This window comes from Carboxylicivirga sp. (assembly GCF_982718395.1).
The window spans coordinates 1-18,461 of record NZ_CEXQWX010000074.1 but is presented as its reverse complement, the minus strand read 5'-3'; the positions used below and the strand labels follow the sequence as shown (position 1 = coordinate 18,461).

At 39.3% G+C, this 18,461-nt stretch carries 18 protein-coding genes; 16 read left to right on the top strand and 2 right to left on the bottom strand.

Annotated features, from left to right (window positions below):
- The first annotated feature begins 30 nt into the window (after positions 1-30).
- The 9 genes from AC4MRQ_RS14300 (at position 31) to AC4MRQ_RS14260 (ending at position 10,279) form a co-directional block, all read left to right on the top strand.
- Positions 31-1,368 (top strand): Gfo/Idh/MocA family protein, encoded by a 1,338-nt coding sequence (locus AC4MRQ_RS14300; RefSeq protein ID WP_491198367.1) that lies wholly within the window; start codon positions 31-33, stop codon positions 1,366-1,368.
- Positions 1,369-1,383: 15 nt separating this feature from the next.
- Positions 1,384-2,739 (top strand): Gfo/Idh/MocA family protein, encoded by a 1,356-nt coding sequence (locus tag AC4MRQ_RS14295; protein WP_491198366.1) that lies wholly within the window; start codon positions 1,384-1,386, stop codon positions 2,737-2,739.
- An 18-nt stretch (positions 2,740-2,757) separates the two neighbouring features.
- Positions 2,758-3,960, top strand: a complete 1,203-nt coding sequence (locus AC4MRQ_RS14290; RefSeq protein ID WP_491198365.1) for a ThuA domain-containing protein — start codon at positions 2,758-2,760, stop codon at positions 3,958-3,960.
- Between the two features lie 101 nt (positions 3,961-4,061).
- Positions 4,062-4,790 carry a 3-keto-disaccharide hydrolase gene (locus AC4MRQ_RS14285; protein ID WP_491198364.1) on the top strand — a complete coding sequence of 243 codons (729 nt, stop codon included), beginning with the start codon at positions 4,062-4,064 and terminating at the stop codon, positions 4,788-4,790.
- A 28-nt stretch (positions 4,791-4,818) separates the two neighbouring features.
- The gene (locus AC4MRQ_RS14280) at positions 4,819-5,820 is read left to right on the top strand and encodes a sugar phosphate isomerase/epimerase family protein (RefSeq protein WP_491198363.1); all 1,002 of its coding nucleotides are present in this window, start codon (positions 4,819-4,821) and stop codon (positions 5,818-5,820) included.
- A gap of 29 nt (positions 5,821-5,849) precedes the next feature.
- Positions 5,850-6,983 (top strand): Gfo/Idh/MocA family protein, encoded by a 1,134-nt coding sequence (locus tag AC4MRQ_RS14275; RefSeq protein WP_491198362.1) that lies wholly within the window; start codon positions 5,850-5,852, stop codon positions 6,981-6,983.
- A gap of 108 nt (positions 6,984-7,091) precedes the next feature.
- Positions 7,092-8,006 (top strand): glycosyltransferase family 2 protein, encoded by a 915-nt coding sequence (locus tag AC4MRQ_RS14270; protein WP_491198361.1) that lies wholly within the window; start codon positions 7,092-7,094, stop codon positions 8,004-8,006.
- 4 nt (positions 8,007-8,010) lie between these two features.
- Positions 8,011-10,026 (top strand): tetratricopeptide repeat protein, encoded by a 2,016-nt coding sequence (locus AC4MRQ_RS14265; RefSeq protein ID WP_491198360.1) that lies wholly within the window; start codon positions 8,011-8,013, stop codon positions 10,024-10,026.
- Positions 10,027-10,030: 4 nt separating this feature from the next.
- Positions 10,031-10,279, top strand: a complete 249-nt coding sequence (locus AC4MRQ_RS14260; protein WP_491198359.1) for a hypothetical protein — start codon at positions 10,031-10,033, stop codon at positions 10,277-10,279.
- Between the two features lie 61 nt (positions 10,280-10,340).
- Here AC4MRQ_RS14260 and fabD read toward each other — a convergent pair whose 3' ends face one another.
- On the bottom strand, positions 10,341-11,231 hold the full coding sequence (gene fabD, locus AC4MRQ_RS14255; RefSeq protein ID WP_491198358.1) for an ACP S-malonyltransferase: 891 nt from the start codon (positions 11,229-11,231) through the stop codon (positions 10,341-10,343).
- Positions 11,232-11,470: 239 nt separating this feature from the next.
- Positions 11,471-13,024, bottom strand: a complete 1,554-nt coding sequence (locus tag AC4MRQ_RS14250; protein WP_491198357.1) for a M28 family metallopeptidase — start codon at positions 13,022-13,024, stop codon at positions 11,471-11,473.
- A gap of 318 nt (positions 13,025-13,342) precedes the next feature.
- Between AC4MRQ_RS14250 and rpsL the strand changes: the two genes are divergently transcribed.
- The 7 genes from rpsL to rplW all read left to right on the top strand — a co-directional run bounded on the left by rpsL (position 13,343) and on the right by rplW (position 18,349).
- The gene (rpsL, locus tag AC4MRQ_RS14245; protein ID WP_212191489.1) at positions 13,343-13,726 is read left to right on the top strand and encodes a 30S ribosomal protein S12; all 384 of its coding nucleotides are present in this window, start codon (positions 13,343-13,345) and stop codon (positions 13,724-13,726) included.
- Positions 13,727-13,842: 116 nt separating this feature from the next.
- Positions 13,843-14,319, top strand: a complete 477-nt coding sequence (gene rpsG, locus AC4MRQ_RS14240; protein WP_491198356.1) for a 30S ribosomal protein S7 — start codon at positions 13,843-13,845, stop codon at positions 14,317-14,319.
- A gap of 25 nt (positions 14,320-14,344) precedes the next feature.
- Entirely contained in the window at positions 14,345-16,456 is a 2,112-nt protein-coding gene (fusA, locus tag AC4MRQ_RS14235) for an elongation factor G (RefSeq protein ID WP_491198355.1), read from the top strand.
- 18 nt (positions 16,457-16,474) lie between these two features.
- Positions 16,475-16,780 (top strand): 30S ribosomal protein S10, encoded by a 306-nt coding sequence (gene rpsJ / locus AC4MRQ_RS14230; protein WP_130642659.1) that lies wholly within the window; start codon positions 16,475-16,477, stop codon positions 16,778-16,780.
- Between the two features lie 20 nt (positions 16,781-16,800).
- Positions 16,801-17,418: a 50S ribosomal protein L3 gene (gene rplC / locus AC4MRQ_RS14225; protein WP_491198354.1), complete on the top strand. Its 618-nt coding sequence runs from the start codon at positions 16,801-16,803 to the stop codon at positions 17,416-17,418.
- Positions 17,418-18,047, top strand: a complete 630-nt coding sequence (rplD, locus tag AC4MRQ_RS14220; protein ID WP_491198353.1) for a 50S ribosomal protein L4 — start codon at positions 17,418-17,420, stop codon at positions 18,045-18,047. Before rplC ends, rplD begins: the two co-directional genes overlap by 1 nt.
- Before the next feature lie 11 nt (positions 18,048-18,058).
- Entirely contained in the window at positions 18,059-18,349 is a 291-nt protein-coding gene (gene rplW, locus AC4MRQ_RS14215; RefSeq protein WP_430814524.1) for a 50S ribosomal protein L23, read from the top strand.
- Positions 18,350-18,461 lie beyond the last annotated feature (112 nt).

Sequence of the window (18,461 nt, the reverse complement as noted above, 5' to 3'; positions counted from 1 at the left end):
TAATGTATTTGAATTGAAAAAACTGAGTAAATGAAAAAAAATATAGATCGCAGAAAGTTTTTGCAAAATGCCTCAATGGTTAGCGCGGTGGGAGCCGTTGCAATTGGGGCATTAGCTTCGTGTAAAAAAACAAAATCGAGAGAAGAATTAGGATTACCTCCACTTAGAAAAGCTGCACCGAAAGGCAAAAAACTGAAGGCAGGTTTAATTGGTTGTGGTCATCGGGGAACCGGAGCATTGCTTAACTTTTTAAGTGCCGGACCTGATCTTGAAGTGGGTGCATTGGGAGATGTATTCCCTGAAAAAGTGGCATCAGTAAAAGAACGTTTAGCTAAATACAAGCTAAGTGTACCGGAAGATAAATGTTTTACCGGACTGGATGCTTTTCAGAAAGTGATGGAAACGGATGTGGATGTTGTGTTATTAGCCACACCTCCATATTTTAGACCAGCACATTTCAAAGCTGCAGTGCAGGCAAAAAAGCATGTTTTTATGGAAAAACCTGTTGCGGTTGATCCGGTTGGAATCCGTTCCGTCATCGCATCGGCCCGTGCGGCAAAGCAAATGGGTTTAAATGTGGTAACAGGAACACAACGACGTCATCAAAGAGATTATATTGCAACATACGAGCAGGTAGCAAATGGTGCTATTGGTAAGCCCTTGTCTGCTAAAGCCTTTTGGAATCAGGAACATGTATGGTTCAGACGACGACAAGAAGGCTGGACAGATATGGAATACATGCTTCGTAATTGGAATAACTTCTCATGGTTAAGTGGTGATCACATTTTGGACACACATATCCATAATATTGATGTTGTCAATTGGTTCCTTGGCAAGACACCTGTTTCAGCTATTGGATACGGAGGTCGTCATCGTCGCGTAACAGGTAATCAGTTTGATTTTTTCAGCATTGATTTTAACTATGGTAATGGCTCTTTTTCGCACAGTATGAGTCGTCAGATCGATAATTGTGCCAATGGAGTTGGTGAGTTGGTAATTGGAACAGAAGGCTACACCAATTGCAGAGATAAGATTTATGACCTTGATGGGAATGTGATTTGGCAATACGAATACCCATTGGACAAGGAAGGTAATCCAACGAATAAGGTTAAGGTAAGTCCGTATATCCAGGAACATATTCATTTGGTGACCGCAATTCGAAGTAATATTTATGTCAACGAAGCTGAAAGAACAGCTTTATCTAATCTTACAGCAATAATGGGGCGTGAAGCTGCATATACAGGTAAGCGAATAACCTGGGATGAAATAATGAGTTCCAAATTAAGAATGGGGCCAGAAGAACTGAATATGAATACGCAATATGATGCACCTGATACTCCGGTACCCGGAACAGCAATTAAATCATAACTAACAAAATATCTAATGGAGAAAAAACCTTTAAATCGAAGAAGTTTTCTGAAGAAAGGATTGGCAGCTACTGCAGGAGCAGCACTGTTTCCAAGTATTATACCCGCTTCAGCTATGGGGCGTAATGGCTTCGTGCCGCCAAGCGACCGTATCGTTATGGGAGCTATTGGTGTTGGTGGCATGGGACGTGGTAATATGGCCGGTTTTTTGAAAAGTAAAGCCGTTCAGTACGTGGCAGTGTGTGATGTCGACGAACGTCACAACAACATTGCCAAGAACATGATCAACAAAACATATGGAAATAAAGACGCCAGAAGTTATAAGTTGTTTACAGAGTTCCTTGAAAAAGAGAAACTGGATGCTGTGATGATGGCCTTGCCTGATCATTGGCATGGAATTATAGGGGTTGCCACTGCGAAGAAAGGCATCGATATATATGGTGAAAAGCCATTGGCCCGGACAATTGTTGAATCAAGAGCAATTGTAGATGCAGCCAACAAAAACAATATTGTATGGCAGACAGGTAGTTGGCAAAGATCGAGGCCTAATTTCTATAAAGCCGTCTCCCTGGTTCGTAATGGAGTATTGGGAAAAATATCAAAAGTTGAAGTCGGATTGCCTGATGGTCAGCGTTCTATTGGTATTAAAGGAGTTCAAACTCCACCATCTGAGGTTGATTATGACCTTTGGTTAGGGCCGGCTCCAAAGGTGCCTTATCGTGGCGTGTTGCATTTTGATTGGCGCTGGATGATGGATTACTCTGGTGGTCAGCTAACCGACTGGGCTGGTCACCATGTTGATATTGCCCATTGGGGACTTGATTTTGATAAAATTGGACCTACTGAGGTGAAAGCAAAAGGAGTTTACCCGGTTGATGGAATATATGATGTACCAGTTGAATATTTGATTGAAGCCAAATATGAGAATGGTTTGGACATGACAATTGCTAATTCAGGCTATTTTATCGGACGCAGAAAATCGAAGGAGTGGAAACGAGAAAAGCCATGGATGCTCGGTATGGGAACAGTGTGGTATGGCGAGCATGGTTGGATTCATGTCAACCGGCATGGAATTTGGGCAAGTAATCCAGAGTTCCTGAAGATTGAAGAGAAGGATCTATCTCAAAAGATTTATAAGAGTACCGATCATATTCAGAATTTTATTGATTGTATTCGATCTCGTCAAGCGACGATTACACCTGCAGAAACGGCACATCGATCCATAAGTGTGGCTTTGATTGGCGAAATTGCTATGCAAACCGGCGAGCATTTAAAATGGGATTATAAAAATGAGCGATTCACTAATAGTGAATATGCCAACCGACTTTTACAACGCCCATTCCGTTCTCCCTGGAAATTACCAGAATTTTAACCGCTAAAATCGAAACCAATGAAGAAGTATATATTTAATATTCTTAGTTTATCCATTGTTATTCTGGCAATTTTAAGCTCATGTCAGGAAAAGAAGCTTAGAGCCCTTGTTGTAACTGGTCAGAATAATCACAATTGGGAAGTATCACATGAGATTCTTTCAAAAATTCTGGATAATAGTGAGGTGTTTAGCACCGATGTGGCGATAAGCCCCGCTCAAGGCGAAGATATGTCAGCTTTCCAACCTGATTTTGCTAAATACGATGTGATTGTATTGGATTATAATGGTGATGATTGGCCGGAAACAACACAAAATGATTTGGAACAGTTTGTGAAAAATGGAGGAGGACTAGTTATTTATCATGCAACCAATAATAGTTTTCCTAATTGGGAAGCCTTTAATAAGATGGCTGGTCTTGGTGGTTGGAATGGTCGCGATGAGAATTCCGGGCCTTATGTATATTATAAAGGTGATAAAGAAGTTAAAGATAATTCACCTGGTAGCGGCGGAACACACGGTCCGCAGCACGAATTCATTGTTCAGCATCGCCAGCCTGATCATCCTATCTTAAGAGGGATGCCTGAGAAATGGATGCATAGCCGCGATGAGTTATATTCAAAGCTAAGAGGACCTGCTGAGAACATGACAGTATTGGCAACTGCTTATGCAGATCCAAAGAAAGATGGAACAGGACGTCATGAACCTATGTTGATGACAATTAAGTATGGTAAGGGTAGAGTATTCCACACTGCACTTGGACATGTTGGGAAAGAACGTCCGATAGCAGCTCAAAGTGCTGGTTTTATCATCACCTTACAAAGAGGCGCCGAATGGGCTGCAACAGGTATGGTAAATCAGGAATTGCCTATTGATCTGCCAAATGTATCAACTCCATTGATTCTACATAACTATAAACCTTATAGTTTGGATGAATTATTTAGACGTTGTAAGAATTATGAGTTTGGAAAATCTCAAAAGTACCTGAATTTAATTTCTAATCGAATTCGATTAGCAGGTGGTGATGTTGAGAAACTGAAAGTTTTTGAGAAGAAGATTATCGAAACTCTAAAGTCAGATGCAAGTGCTGATTCAAAGAACTATTTGTGCAGGGAGTTAAGTTGGATGGGAAGCCATGATGCGATGCCTGTATTAAAAGAATTAGAAAAGCAGGAGGCAACGCGTGAAATGGCACAATTTGCCATTGAAAGAATCAGTAAATAATAACTAGAAAATTTGTGCAGATGAAGCACGATGGTATTTAGCCTGAAAGAATGGTATCATAAAAAATAGTCATCGTGTTTCATCAGAAAATTAAAACAAAGATGAAATACCTTTTTGTAACATCATTTTTGGCCTTTAGCCTTAATCTAAGCATAAACGGACAAGCACCTGAAGATACTGAAGACTGGTCTGTGTGCCCGGAGGTGGTTGCACCATCAAAAAATAATAAAGCATCATCTGATGCTATTTTGCTATATGGAGGCAAAAAGGATGCAAACAAATGGGAACATGCTAATGGAGATGCCTTGAAGTGGAAAACAGGAAAGGCTTTAACTGTTGAGGCTAAATCTGGCGATATTCAAACTAAGCAATCTTTTGGTGATGTACAATTGCATTTGGAATGGCGCACACCTAAAAAAGTGAATGGAAATGGTCAGGGCCGTGGAAACAGTGGTGTTTTTCTCATGGGTAAATATGAGGTGCAGGTATTAGATTCATATGAGAATGAAACATACTACAATGGACAAGCTGCCAGTATATATAAACAACATATTCCGCTAGTTAATGCCTGCAAAAAACCTGGAGAATGGCAAACGTATGATATATTTTTCACGGCACCTCGTTTTAATACGGACAAATCATTGAAGTCACCGGCTTATGTGACCGTTGTTCAAAATGGAATATTGGTTCAGAACAATGTTGAACTAAAGGGTTCAACCTTGTACATCGGTCATCCAAAGTATGAATACCATGCAGAAAAGTTGCCGCTTAAGCTTCAGAATCATGGTAATCCAACATCTTTCCGTAATATCTGGATAAGAGAATTATAATTTTTTTTAATCAGAAAACTAAATCATTATGAGCAGACCTGTTACACTATTTACCGGACAATGGGCCGATTTACCCTTTGAAACGATATGTCAGAAAGCCAAAGACTTTGGTTACGATGGGGTGGAATTAGCTTGTTGGGGGGATCACTTTGAGGTGGATAAAGCAACGCCTGAATACTGTAAAAACAAGCTGGATACACTCAATAAATACGGTTTGAAAGTTTATGCCATATCGACTCATCTGGTTGGGCAGGCAGTTTGCGATAACATTGATTCACGGCACAAAGATATTTTACCTGATTATATTTGGGGTGATGGTGAACCTGAGGGAGTGCGGCAGAGAGCTGCTGAAGAGTTGATTAAAACGGCAGAAGCGGCTAAAATGCTGGGAGTTGATGTGGTTAATGGTTTTACCGGTAGTTCTATATGGCATTTATTATACTCCTTTCCTCCGGCCAGCGAGGCTATGATTGAGGATGGTTATAAGGACTTTGCAAGTCGATGGACACCTATCTTAGATCATTTTCAAAAGTTAGGTATCCGCTTTGCCCTCGAGGTTCACCCGACCGAAATTGCTTTTGATATTGCATCGGCAGACAGGGCACTTGAGGCAGTTAATCACCATCCTGCCTTTGGGTTTAATTATGATCCTTCTCACTTTGGATACCAGGGAGTTGATTATGTGGGATTCATTTATAAGTTCGCATCTAAAATCTTCCATGTTCATATGAAAGATGTAGCCTGGTCAAACGTGCCTACCGAAGCAGGTGTGTTTGGAGGACATACTTCGTTTGGTGATCAACGACGATTCTGGGATTTCAGAAGTCTGGGCAGAGGCAATATCAATTTTGAGGAAATTATCCGTGCATTGAACCGGATTGAATATAACGGACCACTTTCTGTTGAGTGGGAAGATGGTGGTATGGACCGGGAGCACGGTGCCACTGAGGCTTGCCAATTTGTGCGACAGGTTGACTTTCCTTCTTCCAACCTGGCCTTTGATGCTGCATTCGATAATGAAAACCAATAATTTATTACCTAACACTAAAGAAATTAAAAATGAAAAAGATAAAATTAGGAATGATTGGTGGCGGAATTGGTGCATTTATAGGAGATGCTCATCGTCGGGCATCACGTATCTGTAATGATTTCGAACTGGTTGGAGGTATGTTTTCTTCTGATTTTCAAAAAGGTAAAGAATTCGCTCAGCAGGAAGGTGTGGATCTGGAACATTGTTATCCTTCTGTTGATGAATTGATTGAGAGAGAGCTATCTTTGTCGAAAGAGAAGAGAATGCAAGCGGTATCGATCGTGACTCCTAATATGTTGCATTATGAGTCTGCAAGTATGCTTTTAGAAGCAGGTTTTCATGTTATATGTGAAAAGCCTATGACTTTAACAGTTGAGGAAGCAATTGCACTAAAGGATATTGTGGAGCAAAAAAAACTGACTTTCGGACTGGCTCATACTTATACAGGATATCCCATGGTAAGGCAGATGAAGGAAATCATTGCTTCAGGCGCATTGGGAACAATTCATCGCGTGGATGCCCAGTACTACCAGGGATGGGTTAACTCAGTAATCAGTGGCCATGAATCAGGAATTACAGGTGTTTGGAGGTTAGATCCAAAGTTTGCAGGTGTAAGTAGCTGTATGGGAGACATTGGCGTGCATGCATTTAACCTGATTGAGTATACAACGGGTTTGGAGATTGAGCAGGTTCTTGCCGATTTGAATCCGGTAAAAGATAATGTACCGCTTGATTTAGATGGTACAGTCTTATTGAGGTTACAGGATAATATTAAAGGGGTTATTCGCTCGAGCCAGGTAGCGGCCGGCGAGGAAAATAATCTTACAATCGGAATTTATGGTTCTGAAGCCAGCTTAAAATGGAGTCAGGAAGATCCTAATTTCCTTTATATGTTGAGTGATACGGAGCCAACTAAAGTATATAAGCCAGCTCATCCATACAACTCCGAATTCGCCGCAGCAAGTCACGTAATGCCTTCGGGTCATCCGGAAGGAATTTATGAAGCATTGGCAAATATTTATAAAGGAGTGGCTAAATCAATTAGGGGTGATAAAGTGTTTAATGGCGAATATCCAACTGTTGAAGATGGTGTGCGAGGAATGAAGTTTATACATTCCGTTGTTCAATCGAATCAAGATAATAATACATGGGTTGATTTATAATGAGTGTTGGAAAAGGCTGATGATATAGGATTATCTGTATCATTAGCCTTTTACTTTGAAAACTACTGACTTCTGTCTAAAAACTAACAAACTATTAAACTAGATGGCATGATTTCCATTGTTATTCCGGTATATAATGAGTCTGAATTAGTAGATGAACTGATTACTCGTTTGGATAAAGTGCTTGCAACATTGAGCGATAATTACGAGATGATATTCGTTGACGATGGTAGTGAAGACGATACGGTTTCTAAGATTTTGGAGAGGCGTCAACTTAACGCCAAAATAAAAATACTTTCCCTGTCTCGTAATTTTGGTCATCAGGCTGCAATAACTGCCGGAATGGAATATGCAAAAGGTGAGTATATTGGGCTTATCGATTGTGATTTACAAGATCCGCCGGAACTCTTTGAAGAAATGTATGGCTTACTAAAGAATGGACAGTATGATGTAGTGTCTGGATTTAGAAGTGATAGAAAAGAAAAAGAAGGAAAGCGTTTTCTAATAAAATCCTTTCATCGATTATTTAGTCAAGCCAGCGGATTGAGAAACATTGAGCAAACAGGGCATTTCTCAATGATGAATAGGCAGGCATTATCTGCATTGTTATCCATGAAAGAGAAAAACAGGTACTTGCCCGGTTTACGAAGTTTTATGGGATTCAGGCAAACCCAGGTGGAATATACACGGCAGGACAGGCTTACTGGTAATTCTAAAATGACGTTCAGACAATTGTTTAGATTAGCCGGTGATGCATTATTTTCATTTTCAAAACTCCCGCTTCGGTTTTGCCTTTATCTTGGTTTGGTAGGTATAATTGTTTCATTGGTTGCCGGCGTTTATGTGTTGGTTTCTAAAGTACTTGGTTGGGCACCATTGGGTTGGTCGTCAACAACAATAAGTATCTATTTTCTGGGATCTATCCAACTGACTTTTCTCGGAGTTATGGGCGAGTATGTATTTCGTATATATAAGGAATCACAGAATAGGCCGTTGTATTTTGTAAGAGATAAATACGATTAAAGGAATGCGAGGCGAACGATCTTATCATATAATCTTACCAGCCTTGGCATTGAGTGTTTTAGGTATGTGGATATACTTTGGATTGGATGCCGGTATATCCGGTGATGAGTACGTCCACCTTAACCACGCCAATGATGTGCTTAATTATTTTTTAAGCTTTGGTAAAGATCGTTCTGCTCTGATTACCCCAGAAACCAACCTTAAATATTACGGACAAGGTTTTGATAATTTGACTGCATTAATCATTCGACTGTTTAATGTAGACGATATTTTTACTTTAAGGCATGTTCTGAATATTATAGCAGCCTGGTTAATTGTCTTATACGCTTTTGCTTTAGGCAAAAAGTTTGGTGGATTATGGTGTGGTATACTTGCAGCCTGTTGTTTATTGTTATCGCCACGTTTTATTGGTCACTCTTTTAATAATTTAAAAGATATACCCTTTGCTTTGGCCTACCTAATGTCTGTTTATTATACCATAAAATGGATTGAGCAATTGCCTAAGCCTGGGAATAGCTTAAGCATTAAATTGATAATGAGCATTGCATTTGCAATCAGTATAAGGCCGGCCGGTTTATTGATGATCTGCTATTTGGGACTTTTTTCATTATTGTGGTGGATTTCTCGGCAAAAAAAATTAAGTGTGCTACAAGTGCTAAAACCGTTTCTGTTTATTACATTAAGTGCCTATTTTATTGGACTTTTATTCTGGCCTTATGCCTTGGGAAATCCTCTTTGGCATCCAATAGAATCACATTTAGTCATGTCGGATTATCCAGTAATAATGCGACAATTATTTGAAGGTCAACTTACGTGGTCTGATCATTTGCCTTGGTATTATATATTAAAGTATATTGGTATTACTTCGCCTTTGCTGGTGTTGTGCTTGTTTTTTTTTAGTCCGTTTTTATTCTTTCTCCCGGTTGGAAAGGAAAAAAACAAATGCAATTTATTAATCTTGTTTTTTGTTTCGCTTTTCCCATTAGTTTTTATCCTGATAAAATCCTCCAACCTTTATGGAGGAGCCAGACACCTTTTGTTTACTTATCCATTTATTTGTGTATTGGCAGCAATGGTCGTGAAGGAATTAATTAGTTCTCAAAGAAAAGTATTACTGAAGGGACTCATATTATTTCTATTAATGTCCGGCTTTTATATTCCTGTTAAATTCATTGTTAAGAATCATCCCTTACAATACTCTTACTTTAACCTTTTAGTTGGAGGAGTTGATGGAGCAACCGGCCAGTATGAGATTGATTATTATTATGCTTCACTTCGAAAAGGAACCAAACGATTAATTGATAATATTGGTGCAAAGACTGGCGACACAATAATTATTGCTTCTAACTTTAATATGGATTGGTACCTCAAGGATGCTCAATTTAGTTTTAAGACCGTTTATACGCCCTATTACAGTCGTGGAGAAAAAGATTGGGATTATGGCCTGTTCGTTCCGGCACATATTTATGAATACGATCAAAATAGCTTACATTGGCCACCGCATGATCCATTATTCGAAATAAAGGTAGACAATGCATCTGTTTGTATTGGAGTTAAAAGACAGTCTAAAAATGATTATCTGGCTTCTCAGGCATTCGCCAATGATGAATTTTATGACGTTATTCATTATGCGAATGAAGCATTGAATGTAATGCCTTATAATCTGACGGCAAATATGAAACTGGGTAAAGCATATTTTAATCTGAATGAGTATCAGCTAGCCATAAAAGCATTTGAAAAATGTTTATACATTTTACCAAATTATGAACCTGCTTTAATTTATTTAGCGCAAATCCATCAAAAAAGGGGAGATTATGTCAATGCCGAACGACTCTATGATGAAGTGATCTCGTATAATCCAAGGTATATGGGTGCATATGAGTTGTATTCAGATTTGCATTTAACTCAGGGCAATAAAAATAAAGCAATCAAGATATTAGAAATGGGATTAGAGTTTAAGCCTTTTGATCGAACCATTTCACAAAAGATAGAATCAATAATTAATAACAGAAAACTATAGAAAGATGAAACGAGCGATTATTTTTTTCAGTTTATGTCTGCTGCTATCAGGTATTGGTGCAGGTTTAGCTTCACTAAAGGCACAGGAAGAGGTTACGGATTCATTGTCGATCGATGACATGCCTCCGGTTTTATACCAGGAAGAGGAAGAAGAGGAATCTGAAGAGTCCAATACCGGTGTTTATGTGGCAATTGGTATTGCTGGCGTTGTAGCTGTTGGTATTGGTGTTATGGCAGCAAAAAAGAAAAAGTAAAAAAGGAAAGGCCATTACTTTGTTCTGAGTAATGGCCTTTATTAATCTTGTTAGTAATAACTTATCCCTGATAAGTGCTGAAACCTGTTGCTTCCATTTTACGGTCAACCTTCTTCACAAGACCTTGAAGAACTTTACCTGGTCCTACTTCAGTGAAAGAAGAAACACCATCAGCAATCATATTCTGAACAGTTTGTGTCCAACGAACAGGAGCAGTTAATTGCGCAACTAAATTTTCTTTAATAGTTGCCGGATCAGTTACAGCCTTTGCGTTTACATTTTGGTATACCGGACAAACAGGTGTGCTGAATTCTGTAGCTTCGATAGCAGCGGCTAATTCAGTTCTTGCCGGTTCCATCAATGGAGAATGGAATGCACCCCCAACAGGTAATTTAAGTGCACGCTTAGCACCTTTTTCTGTCAATACCTCACAAGCTTTGTTGATGCCAGCAATAGAGCCGGAAATAACCAACTGACCCGGACAGTTGTAGTTAGCTGCTACAACAACATCTTCGATGCTTCCGCACACCTCTTCTACAACAGCATCCTCAAGACCAACGATAGCAGCCATAGTTGATGGCTCAATTTCGCATGCTTTCTGCATAGCTTGAGCACGTTGGGAAACCAATTTCAAACCATCTTCGAAATTCATTGCACCAGCTGCTACTAAAGCTGAAAACTCACCCAAAGAGTGACCGGCAGTCATTTCAGGTTTAAAAGCTTCACCTAATGTTTTAGCTAGTATTACCGAGTGTAAAAAGATGGCTGGTTGAGTTACTTTAGTTTGTTTTAGGTCTTCGTCAGTACCTTCAAACATTAAGTCAGTAATGCGAAATCCTAAAATTTCATTTGCTTTTTCAAATAATTCCTTCGCCATTGGTGAGTTTTCGTACAAATCCTTACCCATTCCAACGTACTGGGCACCTTGGCCCGGAAATACAAATGCTTTCATATCTGTTTGTTTTATTTTGCAGGTCACAAGTGTTGTTAAGAACGTTAATTGTAAGTTTTTGTGACCTGCTTAATAATTTAAATTTTTAATGGTTTTCATCCCGGTATTAGGTGCCTTTTGCTGCAAACAACAAAGGCTCACGGTTGACGAGAGCCATTAATTTTTTTAATTTATCGGGGCAAAGATAAAGCATAAAATTGCTTTAGTCCTAATAAAAAGTTCACCAATTGCATTTTCGACTATTCGTTAGCTAAGTCCCAAAGAGTCAGAAAGCTTGTTTTTACTATGGCTTCAAACTTTTGCCAGTCAATTCGGTCAACATGATCACTTGGCATGTGGTAAGATTCATGTCCACCAGTATGAAACCACATGATAGGAATTCCTTTTTTAGCGAAGGGGGCATTGTCGCTACCACTGGTGGGATTATCCCATGCGCTATAATTAATTTTAAGGCCAAGATTAAACTCCTTGTTGTGCTGCCTGCACAGGTTTTCAGCTTGTTTCCAGGATTTGGTGTAAAGTAAAGATACGGCTGAGTCAGGACGCTCATAATTATAGCTTCTGCCAATCATATCGTAATTGTGGTAGTATTTTACCTTGTCAATATCTTTGAAAGAATTCACAAAGAAGCGGGAACCAAACAAACCTCTTTCTTCAGCTGTCCAATTAGCAAAAATAACAGTCCTTTTGGGTTGAATGCCTGTTGCCATAAATGCTCTTGCAATAGCTACTACACCAATAGCGCCTGATCCATTATCATCGGCACCGTTCCATATATATCCATCGTAACTACCCAAGTGGTCATAGTGCGCTCCAACAACAATGATTTCGTTTGGCTTCTCCGAACCTTTAATAACAGCGATGACATTGCGGCATTTCTTAGCTTCAACATTCGCCTTGGTACTTAATTTAGCTGACGTATAGTTTAGTGAAGGCCTATCTTTCACAGATAAACTTTGTAATTGACTAAGATATTTATCAAGGAATGTATCAGAATCAGGAATTAATTCATTCATCATCAATTTTGATACTTTGTAATAATAAGGACCATTTTTAGGTTCGTCCTGCAGGAACAGGCTTTTCTTATAAATCCCAGAAGAGCGCTTGCTAAGTTCTTTTTCGGACTCAGCTTTTATAGTTGGTGCATCGTAATATGATTCTTCTAAATATGGATTTTTTAAGTCATACTCTAAAACTGCAGCGATACCAGCATCCTTTAAAGTTGAGTTTTTGATTTGGTTCCACTCCTGAGATGATTTACTTTTCATCAAAATATCAAGAGCGCTACCTTCTTCTGTTTTTGGTAGCCCTGATAGACGGATAAGAACCTTACCACTACTTTTTTTTGGATTGATGTTCTGTAATTGTTGATGATTGATGCCATAACCACCCCAGATAATTTCTGAATTAATTGAGTATGATTGAGCAACACGCTCGGCCCTAAGGTGTGTTGGGAATGAAAAAGTTCTGCTTTGGTTTTTTGAATGGAAAGTAATGGTGGCTTCTTTAGGCTGATGCGCAACAAGCAACGGTACATCTTGAAAGTAAGAATCATCATCAAAAGCTGATATTCCAATTGATTGATATAGAGAGGTCAGGTAATCGGCCGTCATAAAAGCACCTTTTGTTGTTGCTTCGCGTCCTTCAAACCAGTTAGATGAAAGAAAGGTTAATTCTGCTTCAAGCGAATTACGGTTAATTGTTTTGAGCGCCTTATCAATGTATTCCTGTGATGATAATGATAATGAAAACAGAAATAATGTAGATATGAATAAAGTAATTTGTTTGTGCATGTTAACTAAGTTTTTGTGATGCGAAAATATGAGATGAATTTGGTTAATCAAGGACATGTTTGTAGATAATGTAGTAGACATGTTCATAATTTAAAGCATGGATGACTAACAAATTGTTTTCTAGTGAGAAAAAATGATTTGATTTAGAAAAAAATAACAATTGGGATGTTCTTTTTCCATTGAAAATTAGTACTTTTGCAGCGCTTTTTTGTCTAAAATTGTCAAAAAGGCTGAAAATCAGTGGGGTTTTATAAGGGATTAGTGTACCTTTGCACCCCGTTTAGAACGAAATTGTTTAATGCAATATATTTAAATTTTATGCCAACAATTCATCAGTTAGTTAGAAAAGGACGAAACAAGCAGGTGGAAAAAAGTAAGTCACCGGCTTTGAACGCATGTCCTCAAAGACGAGGAGTGTGTGTGAGGGTGTATACTACTACACCAAAGAAGCCTAACTCAGCCATGAGGAAGGTTGCAAGGGTGCGTTTAACCAACGGTAAAGAGGTTAACGCTTACATCCCTGGAGAAGGACACAACCTACAAGAGCACTCAATTGTATTAGTGCGTGGTGGTAGGGTAAAAGATCTTCCGGGTGTGCGTTACCACTTAGTGCGTGGAGCATTAGATGCATCAGGAGTAGACGGACGTACGCAGCGCCGTTCAAAATATGGTACTAAGCGACCAAAAGCTGCTAAGAAATAATTAAAGACATTGTGAAGTGCGTTGTTTACTTGGTTAGTTAACTGGATGAGTAAATGTTAAGCATTGAAGACTAGTAAAGACAGCCAAGAAGAATAACAAAGTAAACAAAAGAGAAGATGAGAAAAAGTAAACCAAAAAAGAGGATCCTTCTTCCGGATCCAAAGTTCAACGATCAGACGGTTACACAGTTTGTGAATAACATGATGTTGGACGGTAAAAAATCAATCGCTTTCAAAATCTTTTACGATGCTATGGATCGTGTTGCTGAAAAAGCAGAAAAAGAAGGAAAGCCTGTATTGGAATTTTTCAAAAAAGCACTTGAAAATATTACTCCATCGGTGGAGGTTAAAAGCCGTCGTGTTGGTGGCGCTACTTTTCAGGTTCCAACTGAAATTCGTCCATCCCGAAAAGTATCTATCGGCATGAAGCATTTGATTTTATTCTCGCGTAAGCGTAGTGGTAAATCAATGGCAGAGAAATTATCTGCTGAAATTGTTGCTGCATATAATTTAGAAGGCGGTGCCTTCAAAAAGAAAGAAGACATGCATAAAATGGCAGAAGCCAACCGTGCATTTGCTCACTTCAGGTTTTAATCTAAATAGTTAAGAAATTATTGTCATGGGAAAGGCAGATCTTAAAAAGACCAGAAATATTGGGATTATGGCCCACATTGATGCTGGTAAAACAACGACTACAGAGCGTATCTTGTTTTATACCGGTATCACTCACAAAATTGGTGAGGTGCACGATGGTGCGGCTACTATGGACTGGATGGAGCAAGAACAAGAGCGTGGTATTACCATTACTTCTGCTGCTGTTACAACCAACTGGATTTATGAAGGTGTTGAAAATAAAATTAACATCATTGACACCCCAGGTCACGTTGACTTTACTGTAGAGGTAGAGCGTTCTTTACGTGTTCTTGATGGTGCTGTTGCATTATTCTGTGCGGTGGGTGGTGTAGAACCTCAGTCAGAAACTGTATGGCGTCAGGCTAACAAATATAACGTTCCTCGTATCGGTTTCGTTAACAAAATGGACCGTTCTGGTGCTAACTTCTTCGAAGTAGTGCGTCAGGTTCGTGAAATGTTAGGAGCAAACCCAATTCCTCTTCAGATTCCAATCGGTGCTGAAGAAAACTTCGAAGGTGTTATCGATTTGATCGAAAACAAAGCAGTTGTTTGGTTCGAAGATGAGCAAATGGGTTCACGTTACGAACTCCAGGAGATTCCAGAAAACTTGAAAGCTGAGGCTGAAGAGTGGAGAGGAAAATTAGTTGAAGCAGTTGCTGAGCACGACGATGAATTGATGGAGATGTATTTCGAAGATCCTGATTCAATCACTCGTGAGCAGATGTTAGAAGTGATTCGTAAGGCAACTATCGCCCAAACAATTACTCCAATGATGTGTGGTTCTGCGTTTAAAAATAAAGGTGTTCAACGCCTGTTAGATGCAGTTATTCAGTACTTACCATCTCCAAGTGATATCGGAACTATAGAAGGTGTTAATCCTAAGACTGGTGAAGAGGTAGCTTACGAAATGGACGAGAAAGAGCCATTATCTGCATTAGCATTTAAAATTGCGACTGACCCATTTGTTGGTCGTTTAGCATTTATGCGTGTTTACTCAGGTAAAATTGATGCTGGTTCATACGTATTGAATACACGTACAGATAAAAAAGAGCGTATCTCTCGTTTATATCAGATGAAATCGAATAAGCAGTTGCCACGTGAGGTAATCTCAGCTGGTGACATCTGTGCTGGTGTAGGTTTCAAAGATATTCGTACAGGTGATACTCTTTGTGATGAGAAACATCCAATCGTACTTGAGTCAATGGACTTCCCAGAGCCGGTAATTGGTGTTGCAGTTGAGCCATTGTCACAAAAAGATATGGATAAGTTAGGTGTTGCACTTGGTAAATTGGCTGAAGAAGATCCAACATTTAAAGTAGCAACTAACGAAGATACAGGTCAGACAGTAATTTCAGGTATGGGTGAGCTTCACCTTGAAGTATTGATCGATCGTTTAAAGCGTGAGTTCAAGGTTGAATGTAACCAGGGACAGCCACAGGTAACTTATAAAGAAACTATTACTCAGGAAGTTGAGCTTCGCGAGGTATTCAAGAAGCAGTCTGGTGGTCGCGGTAAATTCGCCGATATCCAGTTCCGTATGGGACCTGCTGAGGAAGGTAAAACTGGTCTTCAGTTTGAAAGTACAATTAAAGGTGGTAACATTCCTAAAGAATTTATCCCTTCAATTGAGAAAGGTTTCAAAGAAGCTATGTTGAATGGTGTTCTTTGTGGTAGCGAAGTAGAGAGCTTGAAAGTTGAAGTATTTGACGGTTCTTTCCACGCTGTCGATTCTGACCAGTTATCATTCGAAATTTGTGCCCGTCAAGGATTTAAATCAGCATCTGCACAAGCTAAGCCTCAGTTATTGGAGCCTATCATGCGTGTAGAAGTTGTAACTCCGGAAGAGTACATGGGTGATATTATCGGTGACTTTAACAAGCGTCGTGGTCAGGTAGAAGGTATGGAATCTAAGGCTGGTGCTCGTGTAGTAAAAGCTAAGGTGCCTTTGGCTGAGATGTTTGGTTATGTTACAGCTTTACGTACAATTTCATCTGGTCGTGCTACATCATCAATGGAATTCTTAGAGTACGCTGCAGTACCTAAGCAAATTGCCATTGAAGTAGTAAAAGAAGCAAAAGGAAAAGTAGAATTATTATAAGAATTAGTGTTCTCCACTATGAGTCAGAAAATTAGAATAAAACTTAAATCTTACGATCATAACTTGGTTGACAAGTCAGCTGAGAAGATCGTAAAGACAGTTAAGAGCACTGGTGCAGTAGTTAGCGGTCCTATTCCGCTACCTACTCACAAGCGTATCTTCACTGTGTTGCGCTCCACATTTGTGAACAAGAAATCACGTGAGCAGTTTCAATTGTCATCTTACAAGCGTTTGATTGATATTTATAGCTCTACAGCTAAAACAATCGATGCCTTGATGAAGCTTGAATTGCCAAGTGGTGTAGAAGTAGAAATTAAAGTGTGATAATCTTAAATGTTTAAACAATGCCAGGACTAATTGGAAAAAAAATCGGAATGACATCCGTTTTCAGTGCCGATGGTAAAAATGTGCCATGCACTGTTATCGAAGCAGGCCCTTGCGTAGTGACACAGGTTAAAACTGTGGAAACTGATGGCTACGAGGCTGTACAGTTGGCGTTTGACGACAAAAAAGAGAAAAGCACAAATCAACCTGAAGCAGGTCACTTTAAAAAGGCCGGTTCAGCACCTAAACGTAAAGTTGTTGAGTTCCACGAATTCGAGAATGAGTTAAAATTAGGTGAAGAGGTTGATGTGAATCTTTTCGAAGAAAACGCTTTTGTTGATATCACTGGTATCTCAAAAGGTAAAGGTTTTCAAGGTGTCGTAAAACGTTACAACTTTAGAGGTGTGGGTGATGCAACCCACGGTCAGCACAACCGCTTACGCGCTCCTGGATCTATTGGTGCAGCATCCTATCCATCAAGGGTATTTAAAGGTATGCGCATGGCAGGTCGTACAGGTGGCGATAGAGTAAAGGTTGAAAACCTTAAAGTGATTAAAGTAATTCCTGAGAACAACCTTATTTTAGTTAAAGGTTCTGTTCCGGGAGCAAAAGGCTCATATCTAATTATTGAAAAGTAATGGAACTGAACGTATTAACAATTGAAGGAAAAGAAACCGGAAGAAAGGTAACATTACCTGAAACGGTGTTCGGAATTGAGCCCAGCGACCACGCCATTTACTTGGATGTAAAACAATACTTGGCTAATAATCGTCAAGGGACTCATAAGTCTAAAGAACGTGCAGAGATAACAGGTAGTACTCGTAAGATCAAGAAACAAAAAGGTACTGGTACAGCTCGTGCCGGTAGCATTAAGTCTCCTGTATTCGTTGGTGGAGGTCGTGCATTCGGTCCTCGTCCGCGTAACTACCGTTTTAAGTTAAATAAAAAACTTAAGCAGTTAGCTCGTAAATCTGCGTTAGCATACAAAGCACAACAGCAAACCATTACTGTTTTGGAAGACTTCAACTTTGAAGCTCCTAAAACAAAAGACTATGCTGCAATGGTGAATAGCCTTAAGCTAAATGGTCAGCGTTCATTGTTAGTGTTAAAAGAAGCTAACGATAATATCTACCGCTCGGCTCGCAACATTCAGCGTGCAGAAGTAGTGACATTATCTGAATTGAATACTTATGACATCATGAAAGCTAAAAACTTGGTGTTAGTTGAAAGTTCAGTAGAAGAATTCGATAAACTGTTTAACGCATAAGGAGGCTCGTCATGAAAGTTATTATTAAACCGATTGTAACTGAAAAAATGACAGAACTTGGTGAAAAGTTGAACCGTTTCGCATTCGTGGTTGATAAGAACGCTAACAAGCTTCAGATCAAAGACGCTGTGGAAGAGTTGTACAACGTAAGCGTAGAGTCTGTCAATACAATGGTATACGCGGGTAAATCAAAGTCGCGTTACACAAAAAGTGGAGTTATTGTTGGTAGAACAAATTCCTTCAAAAAAGCTATTGTAACATTAGCAGAAGGAGATACTATTGATTTTTATAGCAATATCTAATAAAAATGGCAGTAAGAAAACTAAAGCCCACGACACCGGGGCAGAGACACAAAATTATTGGTGCGTTTGATACGATTACATCAGCGTCACCAGAAAAGTCCTTATTGAGGCC

Bases quoted from the DNA above. Each gene is read 5' to 3' on its own strand.
- rplC (WP_491198354.1), top strand. From the start codon at position 16,801: ATGCCAGGACTAATTGGAAAAAAAATCGGAATGACATCCGTTTTCAGT.
- rplD (WP_491198353.1), top strand. From the start codon at position 17,418: ATGGAACTGAACGTATTAACAATTGAAGGAAAAGAAACCGGAAGAAAG.
- AC4MRQ_RS14275 (WP_491198362.1), top strand. From the start codon at position 5,850: ATGAAAAAGATAAAATTAGGAATGATTGGTGGCGGAATTGGTGCATTT.
- fabD (WP_491198358.1), bottom strand. From the start codon at position 11,231: ATGAAAGCATTTGTATTTCCGGGCCAAGGTGCCCAGTACGTTGGAATG.
- AC4MRQ_RS14265 (WP_491198360.1), top strand. From the start codon at position 8,011: ATGCGAGGCGAACGATCTTATCATATAATCTTACCAGCCTTGGCATTG.
- AC4MRQ_RS14290 (WP_491198365.1), top strand. From the start codon at position 2,758: ATGAAGAAGTATATATTTAATATTCTTAGTTTATCCATTGTTATTCTG.
- AC4MRQ_RS14270 (WP_491198361.1), top strand. From the start codon at position 7,092: ATGATTTCCATTGTTATTCCGGTATATAATGAGTCTGAATTAGTAGAT.
- AC4MRQ_RS14250 (WP_491198357.1), bottom strand. From the start codon at position 13,024: ATGCACAAACAAATTACTTTATTCATATCTACATTATTTCTGTTTTCA.
- rpsL (WP_212191489.1), top strand. From the start codon at position 13,343: ATGCCAACAATTCATCAGTTAGTTAGAAAAGGACGAAACAAGCAGGTG.
- AC4MRQ_RS14300 (WP_491198367.1), top strand. From the start codon at position 31: ATGAAAAAAAATATAGATCGCAGAAAGTTTTTGCAAAATGCCTCAATG.
- AC4MRQ_RS14260 (WP_491198359.1), top strand. From the start codon at position 10,031: ATGAAACGAGCGATTATTTTTTTCAGTTTATGTCTGCTGCTATCAGGT.
- AC4MRQ_RS14285 (WP_491198364.1), top strand. From the start codon at position 4,062: ATGAAATACCTTTTTGTAACATCATTTTTGGCCTTTAGCCTTAATCTA.
- rpsJ (WP_130642659.1), top strand. From the start codon at position 16,475: ATGAGTCAGAAAATTAGAATAAAACTTAAATCTTACGATCATAACTTG.
- rplW (WP_430814524.1), top strand. From the start codon at position 18,059: ATGAAAGTTATTATTAAACCGATTGTAACTGAAAAAATGACAGAACTT.
- fusA (WP_491198355.1), top strand. From the start codon at position 14,345: ATGGGAAAGGCAGATCTTAAAAAGACCAGAAATATTGGGATTATGGCC.
- AC4MRQ_RS14295 (WP_491198366.1), top strand. From the start codon at position 1,384: ATGGAGAAAAAACCTTTAAATCGAAGAAGTTTTCTGAAGAAAGGATTG.
- AC4MRQ_RS14280 (WP_491198363.1), top strand. From the start codon at position 4,819: ATGAGCAGACCTGTTACACTATTTACCGGACAATGGGCCGATTTACCC.
- rpsG (WP_491198356.1), top strand. From the start codon at position 13,843: ATGAGAAAAAGTAAACCAAAAAAGAGGATCCTTCTTCCGGATCCAAAG.